Below are 15,252 nucleotides of genomic sequence, written 5' to 3'. Positions count from 1 at the left end.
GGTGTGCTCGGCGCCGCTGGTGCCTTCATCGGCATGAGCGTCGTGGCCGGTCTTCTGGTCACCGCCGCTGTCACGCCCGCGATCGCGGTGACGGGGATGGCCGCGAACAACAGCATCGGCGTCTTCGAGGGGCTTCCCGAGTACCTCAACGTCGACCAGCTCGCCCAGCCGACCACGATCTACGCCAAGAACGGCGACCAGGATGTGCCGCTCGCGACGTTCTACTCGCAGAACCGCCTGCCCGTGGCGTTCAACCAGATCTCGCAGGCCGCGAAGGATGCGGCGATCGCGGGTGAGGATCCCCGCTTCTACTCGCACGGCGGCGTCGACATCCAGGGCACCGTGCGCGGCGTGCTCTCCACCGTCGGCGGGGGCGGCGTGCAGGGCGGTTCCTCGATCACCCAGCAGTACGTCAAGAACGTCCTGCTGCAGAAGTGCGAGGCGCTCCCGGTCAAGACCAAGGAGCAGAAGGCCAAGTACGAGCAGTGCGTGACCGACTCGACCGGTGTCTCCCCCGACCGCAAGGTCAAGGAGATGAAGTACGCGATCGGGATCGAGAAGAAGTACACCAAGGACCAGATCCTGGTCGGGTACCTCAACATCGCCGGATTCGGCGGCTCGGTGTACGGCATCGAGGCGGCCGCGAAGTACTACTACAACGTCCCTGCGGCGGCACTGACGCCCGCGCAGGCGGCGAGCCTCGTCGCGATCGTGAACGAGCCGACCAGCCTGAAGATCGACGACCCCCAGTCGAAGACGAACGGGGCCGCGAACGGCTACGCCAAGAACAAAGAGCGCCGGGACTACATCCTCGGCAAGATGTACCAGTACAAGAAGCTGACCAAGACGCAGTACCAGGAAGCGGTCAAGACGCCCATCCAGCCGGTCATCACCCCGTCGGTGCGGGGATGTCAGACCGCAGGCGGATCCGCCTACTTCTGCGACTACGTGCAGAAGGTCATCCTCAACGACCCGACGTTCGGCGCCGACGAGGACACCCGCGCCTCGAACTTCAACCGCGGCGGGTACAAGATCTACACGACGCTCGACCTGCAGCTGCAGCAGGTGGCGGAGCAGACGATCGGTTCGTATGTCCCCAAGACCTACGGGGCCGTCGACCTGGGCGGCGTGCTCACCGGCGTCCAGCCGGGCACCGGCCGCGTGCTGTACATGGCACAGAACAAGACGTACAGCCAGGATCCGGACGTGCTCAATACGAGCCGGGAGTACACCTCGGTCAACTACGCCACGGACCAGGACTACGGCGGATCCAACGGCTTCCAGGTCGGATCGACGTACAAGGTCTTCACGCTCGCGGAGTGGCTCAAGCAGGGGCACTCGCTCAACGAGACGGTGAACGCCAACGTGCGGACGTACGACCAGTCGAAGTTCAAGGACTCCTGCCCGGGCGCCGCCTGGGGCGGCCCGTGGAAGCCGACGAACGACTCCTACGGCGAAGAAGGCTACCGCAGCGCCCAGAACGCGACGACGAACTCCATCAACACGGCCTTCGTCGCCATGGCATACCAGCTCGACCTCTGCGATATCAAGAAGGACGCCGAGTCGTTCGGCGTGCACACGGCGACCGGCACCCCCTTGGACTCCAACCCCGCCTCCGTGCTCGGAACGAACAACATCGCGCCGTTGACGATGGCCACTGCCTTCGCAGGGATCGCCAACAACGGACTGACATGCACGCCGATCGCGATCGACAAGATCGTCGACGGAGGCGGCAAGGAAGTCGCGCCGCCCGCGAGCAAATGCACGCAGGCGATCGACCCCGCAGTGGCGAACACCATGGCGAAGGCCCTTCAGGGGCCCTTGCAGAACGGAACCGCCGCGGGCATGAACCGCACCGGCAAGGACATGCTGGGCAAGACGGGTACCACGGACGGCAACGAGCAGCTGTGGCTCGTCGCCGCTACCACGAAGGTCGCCGGCGCCTACTGGGTCGGCAACATCACCGGCCATCAGGACATGCGGCGCATCTATCCGACGCACGGCACGACGCCGGCCATCGCCCGCACGGCGGTCATGCGAGCGATGATGACCGCCGCGGTCGACAAGTACGGCGGAGACGACTTCCCTGCCGCCCCGGACAAGCTGACGCGCGGTGTGCAGGTCGCCATTCCGGATCTCACCGGCAAGACGCCCGATGAGGCGAACTCCATTCTCAACGGTCTCGGCCTGGAGTCCGCGGACGGTGGCCCGCAGGATTCGGTCGCCCCCGCCGGGACGGTCGCCTCCTCGAACCCGCCTGCGGGAACGCCGGTGAGCAAGGGATCGGTCGTCACGATCTATACCAGCAACGGCTCCCTCGTCGCGGTGCCGAACGTCGTGGGGCAGAAGTTCTCCGACGCGCAGGCTGCCCTGACGGCCGCCGGGTTCAAGGTGAAGGCCGCGGGCGGCAACAACCCCGCCGCGACGGTGCAGGCCCAGGATCCCGCGGCCGGCACCCCGGCGAAGGCGGGCACCCAGATCACCCTGACCCTCGCCGCCGCCAGCGCACCACCGACGCCGGGTTCCAAGGGCTAGTGTCGCGCGGAGCACTGCGCCCGCTGGCGCCCGCACTCGCCCTCGTGGCCGGCGCGGGCGCCGCGGCGTTCGCCTACGGCTCGCTCGTGGAGCGGCGCGCGTACACCCTGCGCGAGGTCAGCGTGCCGGTCCTCCCGGCAGGGGCTCAGCCCATCCGCATCCTGCACCTGTCCGACCTGCACATGGCTCCGTGGCAGCGCGACAAGCAGGAGTGGATCCGGTCGCTGGCGCGTCTCCAGCCGGACCTGATCGTCGAGACCGGGGACGTGCTGGGGCATGCCGACGCCCTGGCCGGCGTGCGCCGGGCGTACGAGGGATTCCGGGGCATCCCCGGCGTCTTCGTGCACGGCTCGAACGACTACTTCGGTCCGCAGTTCAAGAACCCCCTGAAGTACTTCCTCGGGCCGTCGAAGAAGAAGGCGCCCACCGCACCGCGTCTGGACACCGCCTCGCTGACGGCGTTCTTCCGCGACCTCGGCTGGACCGACCTCGACAACCGCGCCGCGGGGCTCGAGATCCGCGGCACGCACCTGGAGTTCTTCGGGGTGGACGACCCGCACATCCGGTTCGATCGCGTGGAATCCATCCCGGGCGCCCTCGACGAGCTGCGCGAGGACGATCCCTTCTCCGACGACAACGCCTGGCCCGACCGGGGCGCGCGGGCCGAGCGGCAGGCCGTCACGATCGGCGTGACGCACTCCCCGTACCGACGGGTGCTGGATGCGTTCGTCACGTACGGCGCCGCGATGATCTTCGCGGGCCACACGCACGGCGGACAGGTCTGCGTGCCCGGCTTCGGCGCGCTGGTCACGAACTGCGACGTCCCGCGGGCGCAGGTGAAGGGTCTGAGCGTCTGGCGTCACGCGTTCCGCTCGGCCTACCTGCACGTCTCCGCCGGCCTGGGCACGTCGATCTTCGCGCCCGTCCGCTTCGCGTGCCGCCCGGAGGCGACGCTGGTCACACTGACGGCTGCCGCCTGAGGCCGCCCATCGAGGGGCCATTGCGGTCTCAATTGCGGCCGAGCGAGCGATTCACTTTGACGCTACATTGAGCGCGGGATCAAATATTCGATCCGTGTGCGATATTGCTGAGGCGAGGTTTGTCCATGATGGCTAGAAATAAGAAGCGATCCAAAAGGACGGCCCGCAGGACCTCTATTGTCGCGGCAACAGTCGCGGTAACCGCCACTTTGCTCTCTATGGCGGCTCCAGCTCAAGCCGTCGCTCCCGCCCCATCGTTCGAAATCTTCTACTCCCCGAACTGCGCGGCCGGCGCTTCGGCATCTCGCAGCTACAACGGCTACAACGCTGGCGAGTCGTGGATCAACGACACTTTCACCTCCAACCGGTTCGGGTCGGCCGGCTTCGGACAGAAGATTCGAAACAACGCCGCTTCTATCTACGTAGCCAACGCCACCGTCGGAATCAAGAACTCGGACGGCGCAAGCTGGGCGTTCCCTAGTCCAAGCACAACGCCAGGTCAGTGCTTCAACCTGAACGAGAACTTGCGTAACAGGAACATTAGCTGGACAACCACGCTCGCGCCTTATTGATGCGCTCCCGGTGCTTCGCCCGTGGTCATGAGCACTCCCCCGCTCGTGTATCCTGGATGAGGCCTTCGGGGTGTGGCGCAGCTTGGTAGCGCGCTTCGTTCGGGACGAAGAGGCCGCAGGTTCAAATCCTGTCACCCCGACGTAATGCAAAGAGGAAGGTCCCGGCTCGCTGAGCGAGCCGGGACCTTCCTCTTTGCATTACTCGCTGATGTCTATTGGGGTCCCCGCCCGCGAGGGGCCCCAGGCGCCGCTCCGAGCGCCAGCGAGGACCGGCGTCAGGGGGAACGGGTGGGGCGCACTCCGCAGCCTCCGTGGAGAAGTCTTGGACCTAACCCCTCAAAACGCATCCGGCCTCGCGAACTCCCGCTCCGCGAACCGCGCCTCCGGGTCGATGTTCGCCCGGATCAGCGGCAGCGTCCGCGCCACCGCCGTGCCGATCCGCTCCCGCAGGCGCTGCGACCGGATCTCGTAGTCCGCGAAGTCGCTCTCGCTCGCGTAGATGCCGAGGGGGACCGTCAGGGACTGGAAGAACCCGAACAGCGGCCGCATCTGGTGCTCCACCAGCAGCGCGTGGCGGTCGCTGCCGCCGGTTGCGGTGAGCACGACCGGCTTGTCGATGAGCGCGTACTGGCCGATGTGGTCGAAGAAGAGCTTGAACAGGCCTGTGTAGGTGGCGCGGTACGCCGGCGAGCCGACGACGAGGATGTCCGCCGTCTCGACCGCCTCCAGCGCGTCGGTCACGATCGGGCTGAGGCTGTTGCGGAACGGCCCGGCCCCCAGCTCCGGCAGCAGCGGCGCCAGCTGGATGGTGCGCGACACGCCTCCTGCGGCCTCCGCGTACGCGCGGGCCACCTCGTCGACGAGCACCGTGGTGCGCGAGGGGTGGGTGGGGCTTCCGCTCACTCCGACCACGGTCAGTGGGTGCGACATGGGTACCGCCTTCTGCCTGGGAACCGGTTGGTGGCCCCACGGTACCTGCCATGGACGGCGACCGCGTGGGTCGCCGTCACGGTCCGTCATGCGGCGGGGTACAGCTCCCGGACGATCTCGAGCGAGCGGATGCGTCCCTCCACCGTCGCCGCGCCGGAGGAGATCATGAGCTCGTCGGCCCGGGTGGATGCGAGCAGCGCGTCGAGCCGCGCCTTCACCTCGCTCGGCGTGCCGATCGCCTGGCGGGCGTTGCGCGAGGCGATGAACTCCTCCTCCATCGGCGTGAACTCGTAGGCGAGCGCCTCTTCGATGCTGACCGGCTCCGGCTTCATCCCGCGGCGCATCCGGAGGAACGACAGCTGCCCGGGGAGCGACAGGGCGCGGACCGTCTCGGGGTCGTCGTCCGAGACGACGTTCACCGCGATCATCGTGTGCGGCTCGTGCAGCGTGTCGCTCGGCTCGAACCGCGACCGGTACAGGTCAAGGGCGGCTTCCGTGTTCTCGCCGGCGAAGTGGTGCGCGAAGGCGAACGGCAGCCCGAGCGCTGCGGCGACCTGGGCGCTGTAGCCGCTGGAGCCGAGCAGCCAGACCTGCGGCGCATCCCCGAGGCCGGGGACGGCGGTGATGCCGTGCAGCGGGTTCGCGTCGCTCATGCCGCCGTAGAAGAAGCCGAACAGGTCGAGGAGCTGCTGCGGGAAGTCCTCGACGCCGAGACCCTCCGTGCTCCGGCGCAGGGCCATCGCGGTCGCGCCGTCCGTTCCGGGCGCGCGGCCGATGCCGAGGTCGATGCGGTCGCCGTAGAGGGCTCGCAGGGTTCCGAACTGCTCGGCGACCACGAGCGGCGCGTGGTTCGGCAGCATCACCCCGCCGCTGCCGACGCGGATGCGCTCGGTCGCGGCCGCCACGCCGGCGATGAGGACCGCCGGGGCGCTGGATGCGATGGCCGGCATCCCGTGGTGCTCCGCCACCCAGAAGCGCTCGTAACCGAGGCGCTCCGCCGCCTGCGCCAGCCGGATGGTGCCGCCCACCGCATCGGCGTTGGTGCCGCCTGCGGGGCGGCTGGCGAGGTCGAGGACGTTGAGGGGAATCGTGGCGCTCATCCTTTATGGCAACGCGCTCCCCATGACGACGATTCCCGGGCGGACCGAAGCGGTCCGCCCGGGAATCGTCTCGGGTCGTCCTGGTGCGGCTACGACGTGGTCTTCACCTTGCGGATCCAGGCGACGATCGCGAGGGCGATCAGTCCGAGGATCACGAGCGAGCCGCCCATCCACGCCGCCCAGGTCGCCACGACCGAGCCGGTGTGCGCGAGGCCGTTGCTGCTGCCCGGGTCGACCACAGTGCTCGCCTGGTCGGCAGGGAGGACGGTCAGCGTGGCGGGGCACTCGTGTCCGCTGGTCTGACCCACGCCGACGAAGCTGTAGGTCCCGGTCGCGGTCGTCGGCACCTTCACGGTGAGCACGTCGCTGCCGTCGGCGTTGGAGTGCTTCACGAAGCTGAGCGAGCTCGGTGCGGCCTTGTACGAGGCGAGCTGGAACGAGGAACCGCTCTCACCGGTCACCGTCCAGGTGATCGCCTCACCGGGCGTCCACGTCCCCGGGATGCAGATGAGGGTGGCCGTGCCACCCGCGGTTGCGACACTCGCGTCGAACGAGCACTGTGCTCCGTTCGTGTAGTCGACGGCATTCGCGGCGGCTGGGGCCGCAAGCAGCAGCGCCCCGCTCACGGCGATCGCCGCCAGGATCTTTTTGAACATCGGCCCGCCTTTCTGTTTGGGGCCCCGGCTCACGGTCGGGATATGAATAATGCTCACTTTACGATGGAAGAGCACTGGACGACAATGGGCTTGACCGTCTTGTTCACCCCCACAACAGGGGTCGAACCATCCCCGGGAAGCGTCGGAGTCGTCACGACGGTGAGGTTCGGCGCGATCTGCCCCGCGTTCAGGAACTGCACCGAGACGGTCTTGGACTCGCCGGGCGCCAGCTCGACGGTGAAGAGGCTGACCGGACGGCCGCCATCGACTCCGGCGACGGTCGCATAGTTCGCGCCCGCCAGCTGTGTGGCGGCGAGGAAGCCGTCCTTCGGGCCGTAGACGGCGACACGGGTGCGGATGTTCCCCGGCGTGACGCCGTAGGTCCCGCCACCGGTGACGTACTTCGGGAGCGAGGTTCCGGCGTCCTTCGGCGCATGATTGGTCAGCGTGACGTTTATGACCGTGGACGGCTTGCCGTCGGCGCGGCACACCGCAGAGCCGGCCGCGACGGCGGTGCCGAGGTAGTAGTCCATCTTCGAGCCGGTGGCGTCGTTGAAGTACACGCCGATCCCCGCCTTCGACAGGTCGGACGTCGGAAGCCCGCCGGCGAGGGTCGTGCGGAGCAGCACCTTCTGGTCGTCGGCCTTCGCGCTCCAGATCAGGACGCGACGCGCGTCTCCGCCGTCCGCCAGAGCGCTGAGGAGCTTCTTGCCGTTCACCCCGCCCGCCGAGAGGCGATCGAAGACGGCGCGCGCGGCGGAGGCGAAGAAGGCGTCCTGCTGCCGTGGATCCTCGAAGCGCGTGTAGACGTCGTTGAGGAGCAGCTTGACGGCGTTGGACGACGTCAGCGTGTCCCCGGACGGGAGGGTCAACGGCCCGGTCGCCTTCAGCACGCCGCTCAGCACGACGGGATCGACCGCGATCACCCCGTCGACGTTTCCGCCGTACGTGGTCGTCCACATGCGGGCCACCGTCGCCGCCGCGAGCGGGAAGTCGGGGGTGAGGTTGGCGTCTTGGAGATATCGGCCCACCAGTGGGCCGTAAAGTCCCTGCGTGTTGAGCGGGACGTCGGCGACGGAGTCGTCCCAGGGGCCGATCGAGGTGCCGGCCTCCTGGCGGAGCAGCGTCATGGCGCCGTTGTCGGCGTGGACGAGGGCGACGGCGCCGATCAGCCCGCCGGTGGACCGCAGCTCGGCGGGGTTCTGCGCGGCGAGCAGGTAGTCGCGCGGGCCGTCTCCGCCGAGCATCGACGGCAGCAGCCGGACGGCGTTGGAGAGCCCGTCCACCTCCGGAGTCGCCTTATCGAGAACGTTCTGCAGCCTGTCGATGCCCGCGGCGACCGGGCTGAGGAGCGCGCCCGTCTCGATGCCGCCGACACTGGTGCGCGCGTCCGCGAACGCCGCCTGGGCTTTCACGACCGTCGGCTGCGCAGCCTTGATCGGCGCGAGGTCGATGCGCCCGTTGGTCACGGCGAGCGCACGCAGATCGATCGCGGAGCCGACCGCGACAAGCGGGCGCACGACCTGCTCGGCGACGGTGTCGGTGGCGGCCGCGGCGGTCCGGAACGCCGTGAGGTTGGGGCCGATCCACGGGACCGCCTCACCCGTGACCCAGATCGGGTCGGACGTGAGGGATGCCGCTGTTCCGGTGTGCCCGCGGAGTTCGTCCGTCGCACGGCGAGCCGCAGCCAGGTCGCCGGCGCCGATCGCGGTCTTCACGCGCTCGGCCGCCGGGACCGCGTCATTGAGCTCGCGCTGCGCGATCGACGCGCGCACGCCGATCCACACAGCGGTGAACAGCAGGAGGATGCCGACCCCGGCGAGGACGGCGATCAGGACCGGATGGCGCGCGCGGCGCACCCGGGGAGGGCCCGGGGGCACGTCGCCGCCAGGACGCGGCGGTGCGTCGGGCACGGTGAGACCTGTCGCCATGCGACAAACCTAACAAATCCTCACTTTATTCGCGGCCCCCAAAGGGGAGGAAAGTGAGATCGTGTCAGCGACCGAGTCCGCGGTAGCGCCACCCGGCGGCGCGCCAGGCCTCGGGATCGAGCGCGTTGCGCCCGTCGATGATGGTCCGGTGCGCGACGAGCGCGCCGAGCGCCTCCGGGTCGATCCCGGTGAACTCCGGCCACTCGGTGATCAGCAGCACGACGTCCGCATCCTGCACGGCCTCTTCGGCCGAGCCGGCGAGACGGAGCTGCGGAGCCCGGCGACGCGTGTTCTCCACCGCCTGCGGATCGGTCGCGGTCACGATCGCGCCGGCGTCGGCGAGACGCATCGCGATCTCCAGGGCGGGCGAGTCGCGGATGTCGTCGGAGTGCGGCTTGAAAGCCAGACCGAGCACGCCGACGCGCACGCCCGCGAGGCCGCCGGCCTCCTCGCGCACCATCTCCACGACCCGGGTGCGCCTACGCAGGTTGATCTTGTCGACCTCGTCGAGGAACTGCACCGCCTCGCCCCGGCCGAGCTCGCGTGCGCGGGCGCTGAACGCCCGGATGTCCTTGGGCAGGCAGCCGCCGCCGAAGCCCACGCCCGCGTTGAGGAAGCGCCGGCCGATCCGCGCGTCGTGGCCGATCGCATCCGCCAGCTTGGTCACATCGGCGCCGGTGACCTCCGCGATCTCGGCCATCGCGTTGATGAACGAGATCTTGGTGGCGAGGAACGCGTTCGCCGACACCTTGACCAGCTCCGCCGTCGCGTAGTCGGTCACGATGACCGGGGTTCCCGCCGCGACCGCAGACGCGTAGACCTCGTCGAGCAGCCGGGCCGCACGCTCGCCCGCCTCCCCTCCGGGACGCCGTAGACCAGGCGGTCGGGGCTGACCGTGTCCTTCACCGCGAACCCCTCGCGCAGGAACTCGGGGTTCCAGGCCAGCGTCGCCCCGGGCTGCCGCTCCGCGACGAGAGCCGCGAGGCGCGCAGCCGTCCCGACCGGGACGGTGCTCTTGCCGACGATGAGGTCGCCGTCCTTCACGTGGTCGAGCAGCGAGCCGAACGCCGCGTCCACGAAGCGCATGTCGGCGGCGTCGCCGCCTGCGACCTGCGGGGTACCGACAGCGACGAAGTGCACGTCGGCATCGGCGGCGGCGGCGAAGTCGGTCGTGAACCGGAGGCGGCCGGACGCGGCGGCCGACTCCAGCACCTCGGGCAGGCCCGGCTCGAAGAACGGCGCGCGGCCGGCGGAGAGGGAGTCGATCTTGGCCTTGTCGACGTCGATGCCGACGACGTCGTGGCCGAGGTGCGCCATGGAGGCGGCATGGACGGCCCCGAGGTAGCCGCAGCCGATCACGGAGATTCGCATGGTGTCCAGTCCTTCGGGTGGAGAGCCGGGCTCAGGTGAAATCGGGGTCGGGCTCGTCGACGTAGGCGGGTGCCGCATCCACGGGCCAGTGCCGCCGGCCGTTGTTGAGCACGCCGCGGCTCTCCTGAAGGTAACAGTTGCCGCACAGGGACTCGTAGGAGACGGATGCGCCGTCGATGGCGACCTGGTCGCCGTCGAAGACGAACACCCCGTCGATCTTGCGCGCGTTGAAGATCGCCTTGCGGCCGCACCGGCAGATCGTCTTGAGCTCCTCCAGGCTGTGGGCCACCTCGAGAAGGCGGCGGCTTCCGGGGAAGGCCACGGTCTGGAAATCGGTGCGGATGCCGTACGCGAGCACCGGGATGCTGTCCAGCAGTGCGATGCGCAGCAGGTCGTCCACCTGCGCCTCGGTCAGGAACTGCGCCTCGTCGACCAGGAGGGCGCTGACGTCGGTGGCGAAGCGCTTGATGGTGCGCTCGCGCTGCCGCTGGAAGGCGCCGTAGGCATCGGTCTCGGGGGTGATCAGGAAGTCGACCTGCCGGGTGACGCCGAGCCGCGAGAGGATGCCCAGGTCGCCCTTGGTGTCGATGGACGGCTTCGCGAGCAGCACGCGGTGGCCGCGCTCCTCGTAGTTGTAGGCGGCCTGGAGCATGGCCGTGCTCTTGCCGCTGTTCATCGCGCCGTAGCGGAAATACAGTTTTGCCACGCACCGATCCTATGGGGGACGGCGCTGGGAAACCGCGAGGCGGCCTCAGGTGAGGTAGCCGTCCTCCGCGGCCCGGCGGATGAGGTCGGCGCGGGAGCTGGTCGGCCGGCCCGCCTTGCCGTACTTCTCGCGCACCCGCCGAAGGTACGTCTTCGCCGTCTCGTACTGCACGTTCATCGCGCGGGCGACCTCCGAGGTGGTCCGGCCGTCCGCGTACAGAACCAGGGCCTGGCGTTCCCCGTCGCTGAGCCGCGGCCGTGCGGACTCCGGGATGAGCGGCTTCGGCCGCCACGCGGGCTGCGCGGCGGTGGCGCTGCGTCCGACCCCGCGGCCGGCGGCAGACAGCGCGGCGGCGAGGAGCTCCGTCATCGGCTGGGACTTGCTCACGTAGGCGACCGCGCCCGCCCCGAGCGCCGCCTCCCTGTCCTCCGGTGTGTCCACGGCGCTCAGCACGACGACCTTCGCTCCTGCGGCACGGCAGGTGCGCACCCGCGCGCCGATGGAGACGGACTCCTTGAGCTGGAGATCCATGATGACCAGGTCGGTGGGGAACGCGTCGCTGTGCACCAGCTCCAGCCAGCTGCCCGCGCGCACGACCAGGTCGAACTCGGGCGCGTTCTTCTCGATCCACGTCGCCAGGCTGTCGAGGAGGATCTCGTGGTCGTCGAGGATCGCCAGCCGGATGGGCGGCTCGGCGCTCCGGCCGGGCGCGGCCGGATCGGTGCGGGATGGGGTCATCGTCGTCTCCCGTCTGCTTTCGGTACGCCGCCCCCGGGATAGCTGAAGCGGATGCTCACATCGCCGGCCCGCACGCTCATGGTCGCGCTGACGGCGACGGCGTTGAGGGCGCTGACGAACGGCAGCAGCTCCCGGCGCAGCACCGAGCGCGGTTCGTCGATGCGGGCGCGCAGCACGAAGGACGGCCGCTCGGGGTCGCTGGCCGAGATGCGGACGGAGCACGCGTCGAGGGCGGGACGCGCGGCGATCGTCGCGATGAGGGCGCCGACGATGGCCCGCTGGTCGGTGGTGAGAACGCTCTCCAGGTGATCGGGGTCGTCCACCCGCTCGAGGCGCTCCCCCGGTCGGCTCCTGGCGGCGCCGCCTGGGCGGTCCGGGGACCGAGTGCGAGGTGAAGCGTATCGTCGAGCCAGGTGCGGCCGACCGCGCGCACCGACAGGGCACGGAGCCGGTCGGCGATCGCGCGGGCGATTTCCGCATCCTCGGCCGTGACCACGCCGCGCTGCGCGATCCCCGTGAGGAACGGGACCGCCTCCGCATTGAGCGCGGTCATGCGCTCCTGCGCGACCATCCTCTCGGCCGCCTGCCGAAGCTCCCCCTCGAGGCGCGCCTGCCCCTGGCGGGCGAGTTCGCGCCAGCGGAGCGTCTCGCCGGTCATGGTCCACGCGTAACCGGCTCCCCCGGCCGCCAGCGCCAGGACCGGCGTCGCCGCGACGGTGGCGTAGACGAGCGGGACGTTGGCGATGACGAGCGAATGCTGCGCCGCCGCGAGGCTTCCCAGAACGAGTGCGGAGACGACGGCCGAGCCGGCGACCTCGCCGATCGGGCGGTACAGCGGCATCGCGACCAGGAGCAGCGCGACCGCGATCTGCCCCCAGTCGTCCTGGATGCGCTCGTTGCGCCCCCAGACGGAGGCGTCGAACAGGCAGGCGGCGGTCAGCGCGACCCCGATGATCGAGAAGTGCGACCATCGTCCGAAGGGAGCGAAACCCGGATGCGTGCGGAGCGACGCGACGATCACCGTCAGCAGCAGCACGCCGATCGCGACGACCGCCAGGTCGGGGTCTCGCAGCTGGCTCCGGTGCACGAACGTGGAGAAAACGGCGTACACGAGCGCGAGACCGCCGAGCAGGGGCACCAGCAGCCATGCCGATTGGACACCCAAGGGGTCGAGCCGCTGCGGCGTGCGCTCGGCGGGGATCGACCGTGCGCCGACGATCGCGCGAGGGCTGAGCGCGGTCATCCGGCACGACCCCCGGAGCCTCCGAGTGTCATCGCGGCCGGCACCGTGAGGATGACCGTCGTGCCGACGTCCGCGGTCGAGTAGATGTCGACCGTGCCGCCGACCCGCGCGATCCGGTCCTGCACCGACTGGCGGAGGCCGAGGCGATCCGGCGCGGGGCCGTCGGCGCTGAATCCCGTGCCGCCGTCGACCACCATGACCGAGAGGGATCCCGGCCCCGCTGACAGCGCCACTTCGGCGGTCGGGCTCCCGGAGTGGCGCAGCACGTTGACGAGGCACTGGCGGACGGCGAGCCCGACGGCACGGCGGACCTCGTGGTCGAGCCGCGCGAAGGAGGCGCGATCGCCCGAGATGTCGACGGTCAGCCCCTCGTCGCGTGCCGCCTCGATGGCCCGGTGCAGCTCGCTGTCGTACCAGGGGTCATGGCCCGCGTCGTCGGCCCCCGCCCCCTGCTCGCCCGCTCCCGCGCCTGCGGCGAGGTCGCTGCCGAGGCCCCGCAGGTCGGACTCGATCCTCCGCGCCAGCCTCTCGTCGAGCGGCCCGGGTTGCGCGTTCGCGACCGCCACCAGCTCGCTGAGCACCGTGTCGTGGACTTCCGCGGTCGCGGCGGCGGCGAGCTCCCGCCGGAGGTCGACCAGCCGCGCATCCCGAACGGCGCGGTGCAGAGCGGTCTGCGCACGGGAACGCGTGCCGCGGGTGAGTCCGTCGAAGGTGAGCACGCCGACGAGCAGCAGGTACGCGCCGAGCGAGATGGCGTCGGGAAGGTACTCACGCGACGCGGTGACCGCCCCGAGGATGACCGCCGCCTCGGCGAGAGCGAATCCGAGGGTCGCCCAGAGGATGCCGACCAGCGCACCGGTGCCCGTCCCGCCGACCAGGGTCATGGCGACGACGGGCAGCGCGACGACGAAGAGGTTGGTGTCGCGATAGCCGGGCGTGCTCGTGAGGAGCGCGACCACGTAGAAGTAGGTGCAGACGGCGCCGACGAGCAGGTAGGCGACCGTGAGACCGGCCGTGCGCCCGCGCGACAGCAGGGCGAGCAGCGCGATCATAGGGACCAGGACCAGCAGGGAGAGCCAGGAGCCGGCATCGCTGCCGCCCAGCGTCGAACTCGCGACGTTGACCATGGCGGCCACCAGGCACACCAGGCCCGCCCACCGCGCGGCGGTCGCCAGCGCGCGGGAGTTCGCAGGTCGCGCCAGATGGCTGGGCAGGCCGAGTGACACGACGTCCCATCCCTTCCGGTTCCGAGAAGTCCTCGGTCCCTTCGGATTATGGCATTCCCTCCGCCCCCTGTGTACCCCGCGATGATGTACCCCAGGTCGTCCCCGCTCAGAAGAGGGTCGGCTGCACGCCCAAAGCAGTCAGGGACGCGCTCACCAGCGACGCCGCATCCGGAGCCTCCGACGACGCGCCGGCCGCCACCGCGGACCCCACCGGCCTGCGCTCCCCTTCGTCGTCGCGCAGCATCCCGAGAGCACTGGAACGCACCCCTCCGGTCGCTGGATCCTCCTCCCTCCGCTCCAGCCCGTGTGCGCGGATGAGCGGCTTGATGCGCCCCGCGAGCCAGCGCCGGTACTCCTGTGGCGCGTACGTGCCGCGGCCGTACATCTGCCGGTACTGCGGAAGCAGCTCCGGGTGCTCCTGCCCGAGCCAGAGGTAGAACCACTCCTTGACGCCCGGCTTCAGATGCAACGCCGAATAGAGCACATGGGTCGCTCCCGCCTCCTTCGCCTGCCGGAGTGCCTCATCGAGGTGGGCGCGCGTATCGGTCAGGTAGGGAATGATCGGCATGAGGAAGACGCCGCAGTCGAGACCGTGCTCCCGAACCGCCGTCACCGTCGCGAGGCGCGCCTTGGTCGTGGGCGTGCCCGGCTCGACCGACTGCTGCAGCTCGTCGTCGTACACCGCGATCGACATCGCCAGGTCGACCGGCACACGGCGGGCGGCATCGGCCAGCCGATCGAGGTCGCGGCGCATCAGCGACCCCTTGGTCAGGATGCTGAAGGGTGTCCCGGTATCGACCAGCGCATCGATGATGCCCGGCATGAGCGCGTAGCGACCTTCCGCGCGCTGATACGGATCGGTGTTCGTACCGAGCGCGACGGGATGGTGCCCCCAGCTCGGCTTGGCGAGCTCCTTCCGGAGCACCTCCGCGACATTGACCTTGACGATGATCTCGTTGTCGAAGTCTTTGCCCGAGTCGAGGTCGAGGTAGGTGTGCGTCGGCCGCGCGAAGCAGTAGACGCAGGCGTGCGAGCACCCGCGGTACGGGTTGATCGTCCATCCGAACGGCATGGGACCGCCGCCGCCCGGAATGCGGTTGAGCGCCGACTTCGCCAGCACCTCGTGGAACGTGATGCCGGCGAAGTCGGGGGTGCGCACGGAGCGCACCAGGTTGTTCAGCCGCGCGAGCCCTGGCAGCGCAGACGGCTCATCGACCGACAACTCCTGACCACTCCAACGCATGCCTCCATTCGAACATATGTT

Annotated in this window: 11 protein-coding genes, 1 tRNA gene and 1 pseudogene; 3 read left to right on the top strand and 10 right to left on the bottom strand. The window is 69.7% G+C overall.

Features of this window, described 5'->3' with window-relative positions:
• The first annotated feature begins 3 nt into the window (after window positions 1-3).
• The 3 genes from ACQ86M_RS01160 to ACQ86M_RS01150 all read left to right on the top strand — a co-directional run bounded on the left by ACQ86M_RS01160 (window position 4) and on the right by ACQ86M_RS01150 (window position 4,227).
• A complete protein-coding gene (locus ACQ86M_RS01160) occupies window positions 4-2,535 on the top strand; it encodes a transglycosylase domain-containing protein (RefSeq protein ID WP_431246761.1) in 2,532 nt (843 codons plus the stop codon).
• Window positions 2,535-3,515 (top strand): metallophosphoesterase, encoded by a 981-nt coding sequence (locus ACQ86M_RS01155; protein WP_431246760.1) that lies wholly within the window; start codon window positions 2,535-2,537, stop codon window positions 3,513-3,515. The genes ACQ86M_RS01160 and ACQ86M_RS01155 overlap by 1 nt, the downstream gene beginning before the upstream one ends.
• Window positions 3,516-4,153: 638 nt before the next feature.
• A tRNA-Pro gene (locus ACQ86M_RS01150) sits at window positions 4,154-4,227 on the top strand.
• A 196-nt stretch (window positions 4,228-4,423) separates the two neighbouring features.
• Here the strand turns inward: ACQ86M_RS01150 and msuE are convergent.
• The 10 genes and pseudogenes from msuE to ACQ86M_RS01100 all read right to left on the bottom strand — a co-directional run bounded on the left by msuE (window position 4,424) and on the right by ACQ86M_RS01100 (window position 15,231).
• Complete coding sequence (gene msuE, locus ACQ86M_RS01145; protein WP_431246759.1) at window positions 4,424-5,017, bottom strand: FMN reductase; 594 nt, start codon at window positions 5,015-5,017, stop codon at window positions 4,424-4,426.
• Between the two features lie 86 nt (window positions 5,018-5,103).
• Complete coding sequence (locus ACQ86M_RS01140; protein ID WP_431246758.1) at window positions 5,104-6,117, bottom strand: LLM class flavin-dependent oxidoreductase; 1,014 nt, start codon at window positions 6,115-6,117, stop codon at window positions 5,104-5,106.
• 89 nt (window positions 6,118-6,206) lie between these two features.
• A complete protein-coding gene (locus ACQ86M_RS01135) occupies window positions 6,207-6,773 on the bottom strand; it encodes a hypothetical protein (protein WP_431220315.1) in 567 nt (188 codons plus the stop codon).
• Between the two features lie 53 nt (window positions 6,774-6,826).
• On the bottom strand, window positions 6,827-8,704 hold the full coding sequence (locus ACQ86M_RS01130; protein ID WP_431246757.1) for a DUF4012 domain-containing protein: 1,878 nt from the start codon (window positions 8,702-8,704) through the stop codon (window positions 6,827-6,829).
• 64 nt (window positions 8,705-8,768) lie between these two features.
• Window positions 8,769-10,075: pseudogene (locus tag ACQ86M_RS01125) on the bottom strand (UDP-glucose dehydrogenase family protein).
• A gap of 31 nt (window positions 10,076-10,106) precedes the next feature.
• A complete protein-coding gene (locus tag ACQ86M_RS01120; RefSeq protein ID WP_431246756.1) occupies window positions 10,107-10,781 on the bottom strand; it encodes a thymidine kinase in 675 nt (224 codons plus the stop codon).
• A gap of 45 nt (window positions 10,782-10,826) precedes the next feature.
• Window positions 10,827-11,519 carry a response regulator gene (locus tag ACQ86M_RS01115; RefSeq protein WP_431246755.1) on the bottom strand — a complete coding sequence of 231 codons (693 nt, stop codon included), beginning with the start codon at window positions 11,517-11,519 and terminating at the stop codon, window positions 10,827-10,829.
• Between the two features lie 76 nt (window positions 11,520-11,595).
• Window positions 11,596-12,762 carry a hypothetical protein gene (locus ACQ86M_RS01110; protein ID WP_431246754.1) on the bottom strand — a complete coding sequence of 389 codons (1,167 nt, stop codon included), beginning with the start codon at window positions 12,760-12,762 and terminating at the stop codon, window positions 11,596-11,598.
• Window positions 12,759-13,988, bottom strand: coding sequence for a sensor histidine kinase (locus ACQ86M_RS01105; protein ID WP_431246753.1), 1,230 nt, complete (start codon window positions 13,986-13,988; stop codon window positions 12,759-12,761). Before ACQ86M_RS01105 ends, ACQ86M_RS01110 begins: the two co-directional genes overlap by 4 nt.
• 106 nt (window positions 13,989-14,094) lie before the next feature.
• Window positions 14,095-15,231 (bottom strand): Rv2578c family radical SAM protein, encoded by a 1,137-nt coding sequence (locus tag ACQ86M_RS01100; protein WP_431246752.1) that lies wholly within the window; start codon window positions 15,229-15,231, stop codon window positions 14,095-14,097.
• Between the last annotated feature and the right edge of the window lie 21 nt (window positions 15,232-15,252).

Source organism: Leifsonia xyli subsp. cynodontis (assembly GCF_050632205.1).
GTDB classification, from domain to species: Bacteria; Actinomycetota; Actinomycetes; order Actinomycetales; family Microbacteriaceae; genus Leifsonia; species Leifsonia xyli_D.
Note: the sequence above shows the minus strand (reverse complement) of the source record. Positions and strands in the feature narration are given on the sequence as shown.

Bases quoted from the DNA above. Each gene is read 5' to 3' on its own strand.
- msuE (WP_431246759.1), bottom strand. From the start codon at position 5,017: ATGTCGCACCCACTGACCGTGGTCGGAGTGAGCGGAAGCCCCACCCAC.
- ACQ86M_RS01140 (WP_431246758.1), bottom strand. From the start codon at position 6,117: ATGAGCGCCACGATTCCCCTCAACGTCCTCGACCTCGCCAGCCGCCCC.
- ACQ86M_RS01135 (WP_431220315.1), bottom strand. From the start codon at position 6,773: ATGTTCAAAAAGATCCTGGCGGCGATCGCCGTGAGCGGGGCGCTGCTG.
- ACQ86M_RS01130 (WP_431246757.1), bottom strand. From the start codon at position 8,704: ATGGCGACAGGTCTCACCGTGCCCGACGCACCGCCGCGTCCTGGCGGC.
- ACQ86M_RS01115 (WP_431246755.1), bottom strand. From the start codon at position 11,519: ATGACCCCATCCCGCACCGATCCGGCCGCGCCCGGCCGGAGCGCCGAG.
- ACQ86M_RS01110 (WP_431246754.1), bottom strand. From the start codon at position 12,762: ATGACCGCGCTCAGCCCTCGCGCGATCGTCGGCGCACGGTCGATCCCC.
- ACQ86M_RS01100 (WP_431246752.1), bottom strand. From the start codon at position 15,231: ATGCGTTGGAGTGGTCAGGAGTTGTCGGTCGATGAGCCGTCTGCGCTG.